12 protein-coding genes are annotated in these 14,447 nt (G+C 58.8%); 5 read left to right on the top strand and 7 right to left on the bottom strand.

From position 1 onward, the window contains the following. The first annotated feature begins 93 nt into the window (after positions 1–93). Both GOB85_RS08700 and GOB85_RS08695 read left to right on the top strand, forming a co-directional pair. Positions 94–366, top strand: coding sequence for a DUF2312 domain-containing protein (locus tag GOB85_RS08700; RefSeq protein ID WP_173577137.1), 273 nt, complete (start codon positions 94–96; stop codon positions 364–366). 128 nt (positions 367–494) lie between these two features. Then, the gene (locus GOB85_RS08695; RefSeq protein ID WP_173577138.1) at positions 495–1,319 is read left to right on the top strand and encodes a hypothetical protein; all 825 of its coding nucleotides are present in this window, start codon (positions 495–497) and stop codon (positions 1,317–1,319) included. A gap of 121 nt (positions 1,320–1,440) precedes the next feature. Here the strand turns inward: GOB85_RS08695 and GOB85_RS08690 are convergent, their stop codons facing one another. The 4 genes from GOB85_RS08690 to GOB85_RS08675 form a co-directional block, all read right to left on the bottom strand. Beyond that, positions 1,441–2,643: an ATP-binding protein gene (locus GOB85_RS08690; protein WP_173577139.1), complete on the bottom strand. Its 1,203-nt coding sequence runs from the start codon at positions 2,641–2,643 to the stop codon at positions 1,441–1,443. Between the two features lie 127 nt (positions 2,644–2,770). Then, positions 2,771–3,133, bottom strand: coding sequence for a chaperone modulator CbpM (locus GOB85_RS08685; protein ID WP_173577140.1), 363 nt, complete (start codon positions 3,131–3,133; stop codon positions 2,771–2,773). After that, positions 3,130–4,071, bottom strand: a complete 942-nt coding sequence (locus tag GOB85_RS08680) for a DnaJ C-terminal domain-containing protein (protein ID WP_173577141.1) — start codon at positions 4,069–4,071, stop codon at positions 3,130–3,132. The genes GOB85_RS08685 and GOB85_RS08680 overlap by 4 nt, the downstream gene beginning before the upstream one ends. After that, entirely contained in the window at positions 4,072–4,236 is a 165-nt protein-coding gene (locus GOB85_RS08675; protein WP_173577142.1) for a hypothetical protein, read from the bottom strand. A 344-nt stretch (positions 4,237–4,580) separates the two neighbouring features. On the opposite strand from GOB85_RS08675, the gene GOB85_RS08670 reads away from it, so the two are divergent. After that, positions 4,581–6,464: a Na+/H+ antiporter gene (locus GOB85_RS08670; protein ID WP_173577143.1), complete on the top strand. Its 1,884-nt coding sequence runs from the start codon at positions 4,581–4,583 to the stop codon at positions 6,462–6,464. Here GOB85_RS08670 and GOB85_RS08665 read toward each other — a convergent pair. Together GOB85_RS08665 and GOB85_RS19260 are read right to left on the bottom strand one after the other, a co-directional pair. Further along, positions 6,458–7,306 carry an EipB family protein gene (locus tag GOB85_RS08665; RefSeq protein WP_173577144.1) on the bottom strand — a complete coding sequence of 283 codons (849 nt, stop codon included), beginning with the start codon at positions 7,304–7,306 and terminating at the stop codon, positions 6,458–6,460. The two genes, GOB85_RS08670 and GOB85_RS08665, sit on opposite strands and share 7 nt — an antisense overlap. A gap of 1,285 nt (positions 7,307–8,591) precedes the next feature. After that, positions 8,592–8,741, bottom strand: a complete 150-nt coding sequence (locus GOB85_RS19260) for a hypothetical protein (protein ID WP_242011387.1) — start codon at positions 8,739–8,741, stop codon at positions 8,592–8,594. Between GOB85_RS19260 and GOB85_RS08660 the strand changes: the two genes are divergently transcribed. Continuing rightward, positions 8,731–11,559, top strand: coding sequence for a TonB-dependent receptor plug domain-containing protein (locus GOB85_RS08660; protein WP_242011386.1), 2,829 nt, complete (start codon positions 8,731–8,733; stop codon positions 11,557–11,559). The genes GOB85_RS19260 and GOB85_RS08660 overlap by 11 nt on opposite strands. A gap of 448 nt (positions 11,560–12,007) precedes the next feature. On the opposite strand, the gene aspS is transcribed toward GOB85_RS08660, so the two are convergent. Beyond that, the gene (aspS, locus tag GOB85_RS08655; RefSeq protein WP_173577146.1) at positions 12,008–13,801 is read right to left on the bottom strand and encodes an aspartate--tRNA ligase; all 1,794 of its coding nucleotides are present in this window, start codon (positions 13,799–13,801) and stop codon (positions 12,008–12,010) included. A 299-nt stretch (positions 13,802–14,100) separates the two neighbouring features. Between aspS and GOB85_RS08650 the strand changes: the two genes are divergently transcribed. Beyond that, entirely contained in the window at positions 14,101–14,295 is a 195-nt protein-coding gene (locus GOB85_RS08650; protein ID WP_173577147.1) for a helix-turn-helix transcriptional regulator, read from the top strand. Positions 14,296–14,447: the final 152 nt, after the last annotated feature.

The following is a 14,447-nucleotide window of genomic DNA, read 5'->3' as shown; positions in this document are numbered from 1 at the left end:
CAAATTCCTCAATTGACCCGCAGGGCTCCAACGGGATAATCCCCCGATTCAAGCTGATCCCCGCCGGGGATCGTCTGAATCAGGAGAGCGGGAATGGATAGCGATGTGATGTCAAACGGCGACGATGCCGCAGTTGGTGGCATCGCAGCCGATCGGCTCCGCAGTATTATCGAGCGTGTCGAGCGTCTGGAAGAAGAGCGCAAGGCGCTGGCCGGCGATATCAAGGATATTTTTTCTGAAGCGAAGTCCGCCGGGTTCGATGTGAAGGTGATTCGTCAGATCATCCGTATCCGCAAGCAGGAGCCTGCTGAAGTCGAAGAGCAGGAAACCCTGCTCGACATTTATCGGCGTGCGCTGGGCATGTGAAGCTTCGGCTCTCACTGTTTCGTGTGATCAGTTATGGTGCATTTTTCGCAACTGCGCGATGATCGTATTCTCTGGCTTTCGCACTTGTGCGGATTGCCAGGGCGTCCTTACGGAGCGTTCGTCTGACAATGTCACCAGTGCTTCCTGAATGGCTGCCTCTCTGGGCGCAATTGCTTGTTCTCGTGGCGGCAGCCGCTTTTGGCATGGCTTTTCTGCTCATGCCATTTGCCGTGTTTGGGCTCAAAGGACGACTGGCCGAGGTCGAACTTCAGCTTACGGATGCCCGGGCTGAGCTCCGGGTAATCGCCATGCGGCTGGGTTCAGCGTCTCAGGAACCGGGCCGCCGGCCGGAACAGTCTGCCCCGGTGATACAGAAGGAGTGGGTTCCTCCGGCAAAACCCGCATCGGTAGCTACTGAACCGGAGTTCCGGCCTGCTACAGCGCAAAAAAACGATACTCCGCCGGTCGCACAGCCAGATCTGGATCCCTCAGCACCGCCTCCCAAAAATAGTAACAATGGTTACTTTTTCCCTCCCTCTGCCGGGGAAGCCAGCCAGAGCGACAGAAAAGTACGGGATGGTTCAGAAAGGATCTCTGTTGCGGATCGCGAAGCAACAGAGCGCAGGGGATCTGGTGAAGTCACACGACCAGATGCCGATACTGCGTCACGTGTCACATATGGCTTTTCGCCAGCACCCCATGTGTCAGATGCGTATGAGCCCCGCCAGAATGTTTTGCCTGAACTTCGCGCTTCCCGACAGGACGATGCCGGGCGCGACAGGGAAACCCACCCGACTCACGATCAGATCGGGGAGGCTCGCCGCATGCCGTGGCATCAGCCGCCTGCCAGATCGCGAAACGACAGCCCCGGCCCCACTGAAACAAACGATGGACGCCTGCCCGGAGAACGTACGGAACCGATGCTCCGCTGGCCGGCCCGTCGCCCTGAGTAGACACGTCTCCATCGGAGAGCACATGACCTGACCATACATTATTATCGGAGAAGAGCGGTGAATGTCGCACATTCGGAAGAGATGCTGTAATCCGTCACTGTTTCCGGAACACCGGACAAAATCAGGTCGGATTCAGAACCTGGCCTGGAGCCTGTGATGGCATACGGAACAGGAATTGCGTTAGTCTGCCTTCCGTTTCAACGTCAAGTCTGCCTCCGTGCTCATGTGCGATTTCAGAGGCGATGTATAAGCCGAGCCCGAGCCCGTGCTGCTTACCGCCGGAGCGACCGCGACAGAAGGGTTTAAACATCTCCCGCACGATTTCCGGCCTAAGGGGTTCACCCTCATTGGTAACGGACATCTCCAGTTCGGATGAACGGCTATTGACCCTGACAATGATCGGCGTTCCGGGCGTGCCATAAGAAATAGCATTGCGAAGAAGATTGGCCAGGAGCTGAGCGATGCGACCGGTATCACATGGCACGGGCATTTTGCAGTCCAGTTCGGACCTGATGACCGCTTCGGGGAAAGCCGTGCGCGCCTCCTCAATGATCTGTTCCAGAGCTTCCGCGAGAGTGGTGCCATCGCTCCGCTCCAGCATGAGCCCGGACCCAAATCTGATTTCAGTGACATCAAGAGTGGTGCGAATGAGACTGTTCATGCGCGCGGCCACGCGCCGGATCTGCGGGATCAGCTCCCCAATTCGTTCGGGACGACGTTCAAGTAGTCTCAGACCAGATTCAAGGGCGGTTAGCGGGTTCCGCAGTTCATGGATAAGGACCGCGATGAATTTTTCACGGTTCGTTCCGTGTTCCTGTTCCTGCTCAAGCGCCGCCTCGCTTTTCCGAAGACGGCCCAGTGACTGCAGATTGAAACCAACCAGTTCAGCGAAGAGTCGGAAAAGGTCGCGGGTCTTTTCTGAGCCGACATTGCAGTGATCCCGGCTGAAACCGCAGAGCGTGCCAAAAAAATCACCGCCGGGTAGCAGGATGGGAACAGAAATATAGCTTCTGATCCCATAGCTGGCCAGAATCTCGTGCTGATGGTCATCTGACTGCGCCGTCACAGTGTCTATGATAACAGGCTCTCGTGAAGTCCGGACATCCCGACACACGGTTCGGCTGACGGGCAGAAAATCTCCCGGGACCAGTCCGAATTCAGCCTGGTCCTCAACGGCACAGGCAACCCAGCGTGCTTCGGTGACGTGAGCGATTGAAGCGAACGAAACACCGGACGTACGGCACACGGCGTCAAGGATCGTTGATACGCCAGGAATCTCTCTTACGGCGACAACTTCCGGGGGGAGATCAGTTTCACGGGTCACGGCGTTTGAAGATGCTTCACTGGAGCGCCTCTCATCTCGCGGACCCTTTAACAGTCATTGAATGGGAAGTCGATCGCCGCATTCCTTTGAAAACCTTAGGAAAACCTCAATAATCTCGCTTTTGTGTTCAGTTTTCGCGCTCGCGAGGAACTCCTTGCAGGGCATGGAGCAAAGCGGCTCTGATCTCACTGACCGGACCCGCTTCGGCGATCCGTTCGCCTCCATTCAGTGCCGCGGCCAGGAGACGCATCTGCCGGCGCGTGGTGTAGAGCTGATCGAGAAGGGACAGTACGACCGGAACGGCATCTTCTTCCACACCGAGATCATCACGCAGCTCCAGGATCAGACGCGCTCTGGCTTCATCTACTTCCTGGAAAACGTAGTGGCCCGGAACACCATCAGCCCGGAGCCACTCCCGTTCTATCCAGCCTTCGATCTCCACAGTGCTTATCCGCCCGAGACGGACAGCGAGTGTCTCGATCGTGATCATTTACCCTCTCCGTCCCCTGCCTCCGCGAGATCGGGCGCAGGCGCATGGTCCTTCAGGAATTCCCTGAACCTGTCATCGACCTTGCCGACATGCACTTCAAGAGTCACGTAGAGATTTCCTGCCTCATGCCTGCCATGCTCCTTCACGCCGCGCCCGCGGAGACGCATGACGGTGCCAGTGTCCGAACCAGCAGGAACATTCATCCGCACGGAGCCTGACGGGGTTGGCACTGTGATGGGACCGCCGAGAACCGCTGTCCGGACATCGACAGGCAGACGCTCCCGCAGATCGCGTCCGTCCCTGACGTAACGGGCATCGGGCATGATCGTGATGGTGATCAGCGCATCGCCGGTGGGGCCACCCTGGGTGCCTTCTCCACCTTTGCCGCGCAGGCGCAGCACCTGACCGTCTTCGATTCCGGGCGGAATTTTGACGTCGAGCGTCGACCCGTTCGGCAATGAGACGCGAGAGGTCGTGCCGAGCACCGAATCAACGAAGTTGATGGTCAGCGCATAGGAGCGGTCGGGGCCACGCTCGGGACCTGCCTGACGCCTGCCGCCGCGATTGCCGAACATGCCGCCAAAGATATCACCGAGGTCTTCCTGTGAGAAACCTCCGGCGCCCGGGCCACCGCCGTAGCGAAAGCCCTGCGCACCCTCTGCGAAATCACGGTAGCCACCGTTCGCGCCGTAGCCTGGCGGGGCGCGTTCCTGGCCTGCAGAGTCGATTTCACCACGATCGTAGCGGCCGCGCTGTGTCTCGTCCGAAAGAAGATCATTCGCACGGCTGATAGCCTTGAACTTCTCTTCCGCTTCCTTATCGCCCGGATTCAGATCCGGATGATATTTCTTGGCCAGCGCGCGGTAGGCCTTGCGGATCTCGTCCTGGCTCGCGGTTCGCGCGACTCCCAGCGTCTGATATGGATCGCCTGCGCTCACTCACTCCCCTCCTTCTGGCGGTGTTTTGATGCCGAAACTCTCTGTATCGAGAAGATCGATCAGAACAGCCACAGCCACATCTGCTGTGATGCCGTTCCTTGCAGCCTCCGCGATCAGTACATTCAGGCGTGGCTCAAGAAACGCCGCCGCTTTTCCCAGGGCCATAAGCCTGCTCCGATTCCTCTGCGCGGTCTGACCGCGAATTCATCTTCAGTGACCTGTCACCGGCTCCCTGCACGAGGCGAGCCTGACGGGTCTGTCTCCTTCTGACCAACCCGACACCTGCGATTAAGCGGGCGCACTCTGGTTTTACGGCCTCTTTCTAAAAATAATGGGAACGCGGCCCCGTCGGGTCAATGGTCTGCACGAAATGAAAGCGAAGCATCGCACGTTGTTCCGGATTTTTTTACCACGCGGGCCACGCGGTTTTCTGCTGTTTCGGCGGTGTGGGATGGAAAACCTGACCGGCTCAGGGCAGAGAGTGCCGGTATCCGCATTGCGAGAAGTGCATGACCCCGACTCTGATCGCCATTACCCTGCTTCTTGTGACGGGCCTTACGGGCGCGCTGGCCCGGCTGTTGCCGCTGGCCATTCCCCTCCCCCTGCTACAGATCGCTGCCGGGACGGTGGCGAGCGTTGCGGGGTTCAGCCTGCCGCTTTCTTCTGAATTGTTTCTGCTACTGTTGATTCCGCCGCTGCTTTTTCTCGACGCTTACCGGATTCCGATGCGTGAAGCGGGAGAACTGCGGGGGATCATTTTCTCTCTGGCGCTTGGGCTTGTTGTATTCAGCGCCGTTAGCGGCGGGTATTTCGTTCACTGGATCATGCCGGCGATCCCGCTCGCCGCGGCGATTGCCCTGGCTTCGGCGTTGTCGCCCACAGATGCTGTGTCGGTCGGCAGCATGTTATCGGGCGGAAAGACGCCGGCGCGGATCGTGCAGATCCTGAATGGCGAGGCGTTGCTGAATGACGCTTCGGGCCTGGTCTGCTTCAAATTCGCGGTCGCAGCGGCGACGACCGGGCTGTTTTCGCTCAAGGCGGCGTCCAGCAACTTCGTTTATGTCTCCTTTGGGGGCGTCCTTCTTGGCGCGGCGATTGCGTGGGCGTTCTGCCGCCTTGAGATCTGGCTGATCCGGCGTGGCTATGATGATCCTCCGAGCCACATCCTGCTCTCGCTGATGCTGCCGTACGTTATCTGTCTCACAGCGGAAAGCGTCAATTGCTCGGGCATTCTGGCGGCGGTCGCGGGCGGGATGACAGTGCGGCTGAGTGGCGTGATGAGCGACACGCAGATCGAGACCCGGCTGAAAGCCACCATGCTCTGGGATATGGTGGGGTCGACGTTTAACGGGCTGGTGTTTGTTGTGCTCGGGCTCCAGCTTCCGCAGCTTGTAGCGGAGGCCAGTCAGGTTGTGCGCTCCGAGGGGCTGTCGCCATGGGTTCTGCCGCTGACGATCCTTGCGATTCAGATTGTGCTCAGTGTGCTGCGTGCGGTGTGGATCACTGTTACGGGGGTAGTCCGGTGTGTTGTGGGCCGGTTGCGGCACCGGTCGGAAATGATGCCGTCCTGGCGGGGTGTTCTGGTGCTGACGCTGGCCGGGACACGCGGGGCGGTAACGCTGGCGGCGATCATCTCGCTTCCGGCTGAGAGTGACCTGCCGGGGCGCACGGTGCTGGTGGTGCTGGCGACCGGGGTGATCATCACATCGCTGGTCAGTGCGGCTTTCGGTCTGCCTCAGGTGCTGCATCTGCTGCCGCAGAACGAGGGGGAGACGCCGGCACAGCGGGAACTGATGGAGACGCGCATCGCGCTCACCCGCTCGGCCATTGCCGCGTTGCAGGCGGAGCAGGCGCGCAGGCAGCCTGATGCCTCACGCAGCAATGATGCCGTGTCGCTTCTGATGACTGAATTCACTGACCGGCTGCGTCGGCTTGACGCCAGAGCTGCTGATCCTGATGGCAAGCGGGCGACGAGCGTGCGGCAAAAGCGTGAGGAGGTTGCCCTGCGGCTGCGCGTCCTTCGGTTGCAGAGGCAGGTACTCAGGAGTCTGCTGTCTGATCGGGTGATCAATGATGTGACGGAGCGGGCGATCGGGCGGCAACTCGACGTTCAGGAGCAGGATCTTCTGATTGAGGCGGGTGACATACCCCGCCTGCCCGAACTGGTGCCTGGCGTGGTGAAGCCGGCGGCTCCTGCCGTGCCGGTTGCGTCACAGGAAGATAAAGCGGCGTTGCAGATTGTCTCGGACAGCCTGGCGACTGAGGAGGCTATGCCGCCACCGCGACCGAAAGTGCCGGAGGCGCAACCGGCGCGACTTGCTGTTCTTCGTGCCCGGTTTGCTGACCTGCGCCGGAGGATAGGAAGACGGATGCGGTTCGGGCAGGATCAGTGAGGGCAGCGTGTGGGTGCGGGGCGCATCTCAAGCGTGCGGAGGGTGGCGAGGATGCGGGTGCTGCTGAAGGTCATTTCGACCTGATCTGAGACGCCATTCGCGAAGAGGCGTGCGGCCATCTCGAAATCAGGGGTCATATCATCGGAACCGCTGGCATAGGACGCCAGGTGGAAGCGTATGGCGGGAAGGCCGGACAGGATTGCGAAGGGCGGCGGATCTTTCGGGACGGTCCAGCCGAGGAGCGTGGCGTAGCTGTCTTCGGCGCCATCGGGTGTGGTGCCATCGAAGATGGGACGACTGAGGCCGGTTTCGCCGTGCTGTGCGGCTTCGAGGATGGCGAAATTCTGGGCTGTGGGGAAAAGTGTGCCCTTTCTGAGCGGGACAGTCTTCTTTTCGGGCAGAATGTAGCTGACCGCACCGGTTCCGTCGCGGGCGAGCGTGGCTTCGCCGCGGATCATGCTGTCCGTCTGACCATTGGTGACGGAGCTGGACGCGAAGGTCAGATGGAGGCCGTCTTTTGTCTCGAGGCTGGTGTTATCGCCGACGGAATGGAGGGTTTCACCGCTGCGGGCGAAAAGATCCAGTTCCATGTGCTGCTGTGTGGACCAGGCGGAGCAGACGTCTGAGATAACCCAGGTCATGGTGCCGGAAGCGCCGCTGAAGGAGCCACTGGCGCCACTGGCCAGGCTCAGATCGTAGACCGCGCGGTGGGGGGCGACTGTGATCGGGGCCGGAGTTGCCGCTGTGGCGAATGTGGTGAGCATGAACGTCAGGAGCGCAACCAGTCTGGCGGGAGGCCGGGATGGGGGAAGCGTTCGGGGGGCTGCTGCGGAGGCGGTCATTCTGGGACAGTGACGTTATCCGGTGAGGGGATGCAAGATCCGGGACATGTGTGGTGAGACTCCTGTGTGAGGAATTTTGTGGCAGGATGCCTGTCTCTGTCCGGAAATGGGTTATTGGTTTGTTCTGGAGACGGGACGGATCCTGAGATGATTCCAGAAAGTTCCGGACATTTTTGGTTCATTATCAAAACATATTGGATGACCGTCAGAGTGCGGGAGTGATCTGGTCTGACCCGGGTGGTTCTCGTCTGTGTGAGCAGGAATGGCCTTCAGTAAAAAGCCGTAACGAAACGCACAGGACGCCATATAACCATATAACCGGTTTATCCGCTGGAGCTTCCCCCGGCTGGGATTTTTGAAGGTCTGGCAGAAAAAGCTGGCCGATCGGAGCAACAGATAATTGATGCGATTCACCTGAAAGCACACCGGACAGCAGCCTCCCTGTTCAAAAATGGGCTTTTCCCCGCCATATCGGGCACATCCGTGGCGGCCTGAACTCAAAGCCGCTTACTGCGCCTGCGACGGAAAAGAACGGCCTGTCCATCGGCACCTGACGACAGGCCAGGTCAGCAATTACAGGGTAGCCAAATGTTTCCTGCTGATCTGCCCGAAGAGGCCAGCGCACGCATCGGCGACCATGGATACGACAGGCGTCTTCACACGTTCGTGGCCGCTATCCGTCTCGCAGCAGAGTGCATCTTCTGCCTCAGATAACACGTCAGGAATCTGGAAAATCTAGTTAATATTAAGAATATAATCCGATAAAACGCATTCCGTAATATTGTTTTTTCCGGTTGTTTCCCGAGGTGCGGTTGGTCATCTGCGGAAAGAAAAATCCTGGGCAACACCAGCAATACATTGTTGTTTTTCAGCAACATTGAGTCGGGAAATGTATAGTGAGCACTGTTATCACGTTGACAGTTCCGCCTCCTGGAGACGTAAAGTTACTCATATCGAGTTCGAAATGTAACGCCGTGCCCCGAAAAAGCAGGGCTGGCATTTCCGGACGCAATAGCAGGTGAAGTGCGGTTTACGGGCAATACCAGCACTTCCCGGTTACGTCGTTTTTTATGCCAGTCCTCGCTCCTGGCTAAACTTTCTGAAACCGAGCACGTCGGAAGCGAGGAAATATTCATGTGGAAGCATGCGGAATGACCCATACGCCACCAAAGACTCTCCGTCATCGGAAGCTGTTTTTTCTTACTTTTTCAGCTATGAGCGGGATGATCTGTTCTTCCGCCTTTGCCCAGAGTACAGACACGCAGACTCATACGACCACCAAAGCTCATACCAAAAAGGCCAGAGTGGCCAGTAAAACGCCGGCGACAAAGACTTCCGGGGCAAATCCTTCAGCGCCTGCCTCAACAGCCCCCGCAACGACTGTGCGGGCAACGAATGCATCGGTCGTCTCAAGGGCTGCGGCCATGCACAGCATGGAGGCCAATCCGTCAGAGTCAGAAAACGTCGTCGTAACGGGCACACTATTTCATGACCCGAACGCTGCCAGCGCGGCACCGATTGAAGAGTTGACATCCCGCGATCTTCAGCGCCGCGGCATCAAGACTGTGACCGATGCCCTGCAGCAGTTGTCCTCGAACGGTTCGGGCAGCCTGACCAATGCGTTCGGCTCCAACGGCGCTTTTGCTGCTGGCGCGTCCGCTCCGTCGCTGCATGGCCTGACCAGCGATTCGACGCTGATCCTGATGGACGGTCAGCGCCTGTCCTACTATCCGCTGGCCGATGACGGAGAGCGTGACTTCGTCGATACCAACTGGATGCCGAACTCGATCATGGAACGGATTGACGTGAAGGAGGACGGCGGCTCCGCGACCTATGGCGCGGATGCGGTGGGCGGCGTGATCAACTTCATTACCCGCAAGGAAATCAAGGGGTTTGAAGGTAACGCCGAAGGGGGCCTGAGTCAGCTCGGGATTGCGGGACACCAGCGGCTCTATGCGACCTATGGTCATGGCGACCTGGCGAAAGACGGTTACAATGTCTACGTCAATGCGGAATACCAGCAGGACGACGCCGTCTATAACCGGGATGTCGGCTATCCGTACAACACCTCCAATCTGACCGGGATCGGCGGTACGAACTGGATCAATAACAGCAGCAATCCCAGTGCGACTTACGGAAGCACGCAGGCCATCGTCGCGCCCGTGGTCAATGGGCAGGTCGTCGGTTCCTATCGACCGCTGAACGCATCAGCGTCGTGCGGAAAATATGGTTCGCCTTCAAGCGGGACTCTTGGCGCGACGAACAATTACTACGGCAGCGGTTCGGCTTTCACAGGCTGCAGCACCGACACGACCAAAGCATATGGTCAGATCAGTCCGTCGCTTCAGCGCATCAATACCACAGCGCACTTCACGGCCAATGTCACGCCGCGGTCACAGTTCACAGCGATGTTCACCTACTCGCAGACTCTGACGGTTGCTCAGGGCACAACACCGGCCACTCTGCAGTCGCAGACCCAGTCCAAACAGGACAGTTCGTATGATCTGCTGATCCCTGCTGTTCTGCCCAACGGACAACTCAATCCGAACGATCCGTTCGCGGCACAGGGCCAGGCCGCGAGCATGAATTATATGTTTGGTGATCTCGTCCCGACAACCACTTATTACAACCAGAATTTCCGTGGTTCGACGCGCTACAATGGCACAGCGGCATCGAAATGGGGATCGGACTGGAACTACGACTTCAATTTCGTCGGCATGAATTCCGCTCTGACGCAGACTTATACTGGTTATCCCACGATCAACGGGATCGAAAACGCAGTTAATAACGGGACGTATAACTTCGTCAATCCGTCGGAAAATTCAAAGTCTGTTCTCAATTCGATCGCGCCGAAAGACGTGGTCCATGACCGGACCCAGGAATATTCCTATGAAATGACGGCCAGCAAGGGTCTGTTCCGGCTTCCGGGCGGCATGGTGAATCTGGCCATCGGCGGGAACATTCGCTGGGAATCCCTGAACGCCCCTAATGCAAATCCATACAATACCGCCGATCCGGGAGCACAGTACTGGACTATCAACCCTGTCAACGCGAAGGGCAGTCGCTGGGTGGAATCCGGGTTCTGGGAACTCGGGCTTCCCTTCCATAAGATGCTGAAGGCCGACCTTGCCGGTCGCTACGACCATTATTCGACCAGTACCGGGGTCGATTATCACCATTATACGCCGCAGGCCAACGTTGTGTTCAAGCCGGTCGATGAGTTCGCGCTCCGTGGCACGTTCTCCCGTGGCTTCCGTGTGCCCAGCTTTTCTGAAACAGGCGGTGAAACTGTCGGTTACATCCAGAACAGCATCAGTAATCCCGCCTGGCTGGCGGCGCATAGCAACAATTCCTATACTCAGGCTTACTATGTTGGCCTGAACTCGGTTGGCAATCCGAACCTGAAGCCGGAAATCGCGACGAATTTCAGCGGCGGCGCGGTCATCAGGCCTCTTCCCTGGATAACCCTCAGTGCCGATTATTATTATATCAAAAAATCCAACTATATTATGGGTAATCCCCTGGGACAGGACGCGGCGACAATCAGCGAAGACTATGTTACGGGTGCCGCGTTGCCCGCGGGTGTAACGGTCACACCGGATACAGCTGATCCGGCGAACCCGACCGCGACTGCACGGCCCGGCCTGATCAACTACAGTTACATCAACGCGCCATGGATGCGCACGGACGGTGTCCAGCTCGGCTTCACCGCTTCCCATCGCCTGCCCGGTGTCCTGCATGAAGTGAACTGGTACAGCAAAGGCGAAATGACCTTTGTCCGTCGTTTCTCAGTCGCTTTGCCTGACGGCGGCGGAGTTGAACAGTTCGCCGGGACGATCGGCCCGTACAACACCACATCGGCCTCCGGCACGCCGCGCTGGAAGGCCAACTGGTCCAATACGTTCATGTGGCGCAAACTCGCGGTGACGCCGACGGTCTATTACACCAGCGGTTATAAGACCGTTGCGCAGGACGCTGAGGGACCTGGTGTCACGTCCTGCTCCGCTGGCCTTACCGGCTGGGACCAGGTGCCCTCCGGGCAGTGTCATGTCAAAAATTACTGGGATGTTGATCTGACCGTTAATTATCAGATCAGCCCACGCTGGTCAGTCTACGCTAACGTCTACAATCTGCTTGGTTTCCGTTCGCCTTACGACTACGCGACATACGGGTCGTATCTGTACAACTCTTCCTGGTCGGGGAAGGGAATTGTCTATCGTTCGTTCCAGTTCGGCGTCAACGTGAAGCTTTAATCGGAACGGTCTGTCGGGAGCGGTCTTTTCCGGCCGCTCCTTTTATTTTAGTAGTTTGAAAACTTCTTTATTCGGGCAGATGAGATATCAGGAGCAGGGCCTGTTAACGGACCTGCGTCAGGGCAGCGCCTGATCACTGATAGTCTGACGGAGGCTGTTGATGAAGAGGGACGATCTGCCCGCCTGCATCTGAGCGCAGACCAGCGCAGCGATTAAAGGGTGCCGAAATACTTCCTGCCGATTTGCCCGAAGAGGTCACTGAGTTCATCAGCGACGGCGGATACGACAGAAGCGTTCACAGATTCATGTCTACCATCAATCTCGCAGAAGCCTGAGCCTTCTGTCTCAAAGAACGATTCCTGAACTTCAACAAAGCGCAGGCTCTGCCCCGTCCGCCGGAGGACAGGGCAGAGCCTCGTGAAATGTCCGGTCAGCAAATCTGCTGCGTTCAGGCCTTTGCGGTGGGTTTCGGTTTTGGAAGGTCGAGGGCGATGGACAGTTCTTTCAGGCGGGCGGGTTCGACGGGAGCAGGGGCGCCCATCATAAGGTCTTCGCCCTGCTGGTTGAGGGGAAAGAGGATGACTTCGCGGATGTTGGGCTCGTCGGCGAGGAGCATGACGATACGGTCCACGCCGGGAGCGGAGCCGCCGTGCGGCGGGGCGCCGTAGCGGAAGGCGTTGAGCATGCCCCCGAAGCGGGCTTCGACTTCGCTCTCGGGATAGCCTGCGATTTCGAAGGCACGGATCATCAGGTCAGGGAGGTGGTTACGGATGGCGCCGGAGGAGAGTTCGATGCCGTTGCAGACGATATCGTACTGATACGCTTTGATCGTCAGCGGGTCCTGGGTGTTGAGGGCTTCGAGACCGCCCTGGGGCATGGAGAACGGGTTGTGAGAGAAGTCGATCTGCTTCGTCTCTTCGTTCATCTCGTACATCGGGAAATCGACGATCCAGCAGAAACGGAATGCGTTCTCTTCGATGAGGTTCAGTTCGGTGCCGATGCGGGTGCGGACGAGGCCTGAGAATTTCGCGACGTCATCACCCTTCCCTGCTGCGAAGAAGACGGCGTCACCGGCTTTAAGGCCGGTTTTCTCACGGATGGCTTCGACGCGGTCGGCTTCGAGATTTTTGGCGATGGGGCCTTTGCCGCCGTCTTCACCGAAGATGATATAGCCGAGGCCGCCTGCGCCGCTTTCACGAGCCCAGTTGTTGAGTTTATCGAAGAAGGCGCGGGGGCGGTCACCGGCTCCCGGTGCGGGGATGGCGCGGATTTCGCCGCCGTCGGCCGCGATTCTGGCGAAGAGGCCGAAGCCGGAGCCGGCGAAGGCTTCGGTGACGTTGCTGATCTTCAGCGGGTTGCGCAGGTCGGGCTTGTCGGAGCCGTAGATGGCCATTGATTCGGCGTAGGGGATGCGCACGAACGGGGCCTGGCTGACGGTGCGGCCGTTGCCGAACTCACGGAAGATGCCTTCCATGACGGGTTCGAGCGTGGCGAAGACTTCGTCCTGTGTGACGAAGGCCATTTCGAAGTCGAGCTGGTAGAATTCGCCGGGGCTGCGGTCGGCGCGGGCGGCTTCGTCACGGAAGCAGGGGGCGATCTGGAAGTAGCGATCGAACCCGGCGACCATGGCGAGTTGTTTGAACTGCTGCGGGGCCTGCGGGAGGGCGTAGAACTTGCCGGGATGCATACGGGCCGGGACGAGGAAGTCGCGGGCGCCTTCCGGCGAGGACGCGGTGAGGATCGGGGTCTGGAACTCGGTGAAGCCCTGTTCGATCATCCGCTTGCGGAGGCTGGCGATGACATCGGCGCGGAGCATCATGTTGCGACGGACCTTGTCGCGGCGCAGGTCGATGTAGCGATATTTGAGGCGAAGATCCTCGGGGTAGTTTTCGCTTCCGGCGACCTGGAGCGGGAGGACGGCGGCGGCGGACTGGACGACGAATTCCTTTGCCTGGACTTCGATATCGCCGGTCGGGAGGTTGGGGTTGCGGGTGGTTTCCTCGCGGAGGACGACGTCCCCCGTGATGGTGACGACGCTTTCGACGCGGATGTGTTCGGCGGTTTCCATGACGGGGGAGCCTGCCGGGATGACGATCTGCGTTAGGCCGGTGTTGTCGCGGAGGTCGATGAACAGGAGGCCGCCGTGATCGCGTTTGCTGTGCACCCAGCCGGAGAGGCGCACGGTTTTTCCGGCGTCTTCGGCGCGGAGGGCGGCGCAGCTGTGGGTGCGATACGGATGCATGATCTGGTCCTGTCCGGTTCAGTTGGTGTGGCCGCTGCGGGGTCCGTCGGGACGGGCTTTGCGTGGCACTTTAAAGTGGGGTCGGAGGAAGCCGGTCGGGGTCTGTTCTGTCAAGTCCGAAGGCGGGTTTGCCGGGCGAAGTGCTTCTGTCGGGGACACGTTTTCAGATGGACCGGGGTGTTTTTTGTGGCGGACCAGGGGTTGTTTCGATGAGGTGGGATGGGGGTTTGCGAGGGTTGGGTGGCGGGAGAGGCATGGGTGCGGGCGGCCGATCTGCTGCTGGCTTCTGACGGGTCTTCATGCTGGTGAAATCTGACGTCAACGTCTCGTACGCCGCGTTTCAGGTCGGCTATGAGAGCCCGTCCCGGTTCAGCCGGGAGTATGTTCGGAGCTTCGCCGCAGCGCGATGTGACGGAAATGAAGTCAATCGCGGCCTGACGCAGGTTCGAGAGGTGCTCTCGCGCGGCAGTGAGGTTTCTGAAAAGCTTTGTTAGCATCAGGTGCTGGCGCTTTCCCGGGGCTTTGCCCGCGATGACCACCAGAGGTCACAGACCTTTGGAAAGGCTCTGTTGTCGTTAGGTGTTGATCTGTGATTTTTCAAAGGGTTAGAAAAAGATCGGGCTCTGCCCGAACCCGGAAGGGGTCG

It is taken from the genome of Acetobacter fallax, assembly GCF_011516735.1.
GTDB classification, from domain to species: Bacteria; Pseudomonadota; Alphaproteobacteria; order Acetobacterales; family Acetobacteraceae; genus Acetobacter; species Acetobacter fallax.
Note: the sequence above shows the minus strand (reverse complement) of the source record. Positions and strands in the feature narration are given on the sequence as shown.

Coding starts and splice junctions, on each gene's coding strand:
- GOB85_RS08695 (WP_173577138.1), top strand. CDS start 495: ATGTCACCAGTGCTTCCTGAATGGCTGCCTCTCTGGGCGCAATTGCTT.
- GOB85_RS08700 (WP_173577137.1), top strand. CDS start 94: ATGGATAGCGATGTGATGTCAAACGGCGACGATGCCGCAGTTGGTGGC.
- GOB85_RS08665 (WP_173577144.1), bottom strand. CDS start 7,306: ATGACCGCCTCCGCAGCAGCCCCCCGAACGCTTCCCCCATCCCGGCCT.
- GOB85_RS08675 (WP_173577142.1), bottom strand. CDS start 4,236: ATGGCCCTGGGAAAAGCGGCGGCGTTTCTTGAGCCACGCCTGAATGTA.
- GOB85_RS08660 (WP_242011386.1), top strand. CDS start 8,731: ATGCACAGCATGGAGGCCAATCCGTCAGAGTCAGAAAACGTCGTCGTA.
- GOB85_RS08670 (WP_173577143.1), top strand. CDS start 4,581: ATGACCCCGACTCTGATCGCCATTACCCTGCTTCTTGTGACGGGCCTT.
- GOB85_RS08685 (WP_173577140.1), bottom strand. CDS start 3,133: ATGATCACGATCGAGACACTCGCTGTCCGTCTCGGGCGGATAAGCACT.
- aspS (WP_173577146.1), bottom strand. CDS start 13,801: ATGCATCCGTATCGCACCCACAGCTGCGCCGCCCTCCGCGCCGAAGAC.
- GOB85_RS08650 (WP_173577147.1), top strand. CDS start 14,101: ATGCTGGTGAAATCTGACGTCAACGTCTCGTACGCCGCGTTTCAGGTC.
- GOB85_RS19260 (WP_242011387.1), bottom strand. CDS start 8,741: ATGCTGTGCATGGCCGCAGCCCTTGAGACGACCGATGCATTCGTTGCC.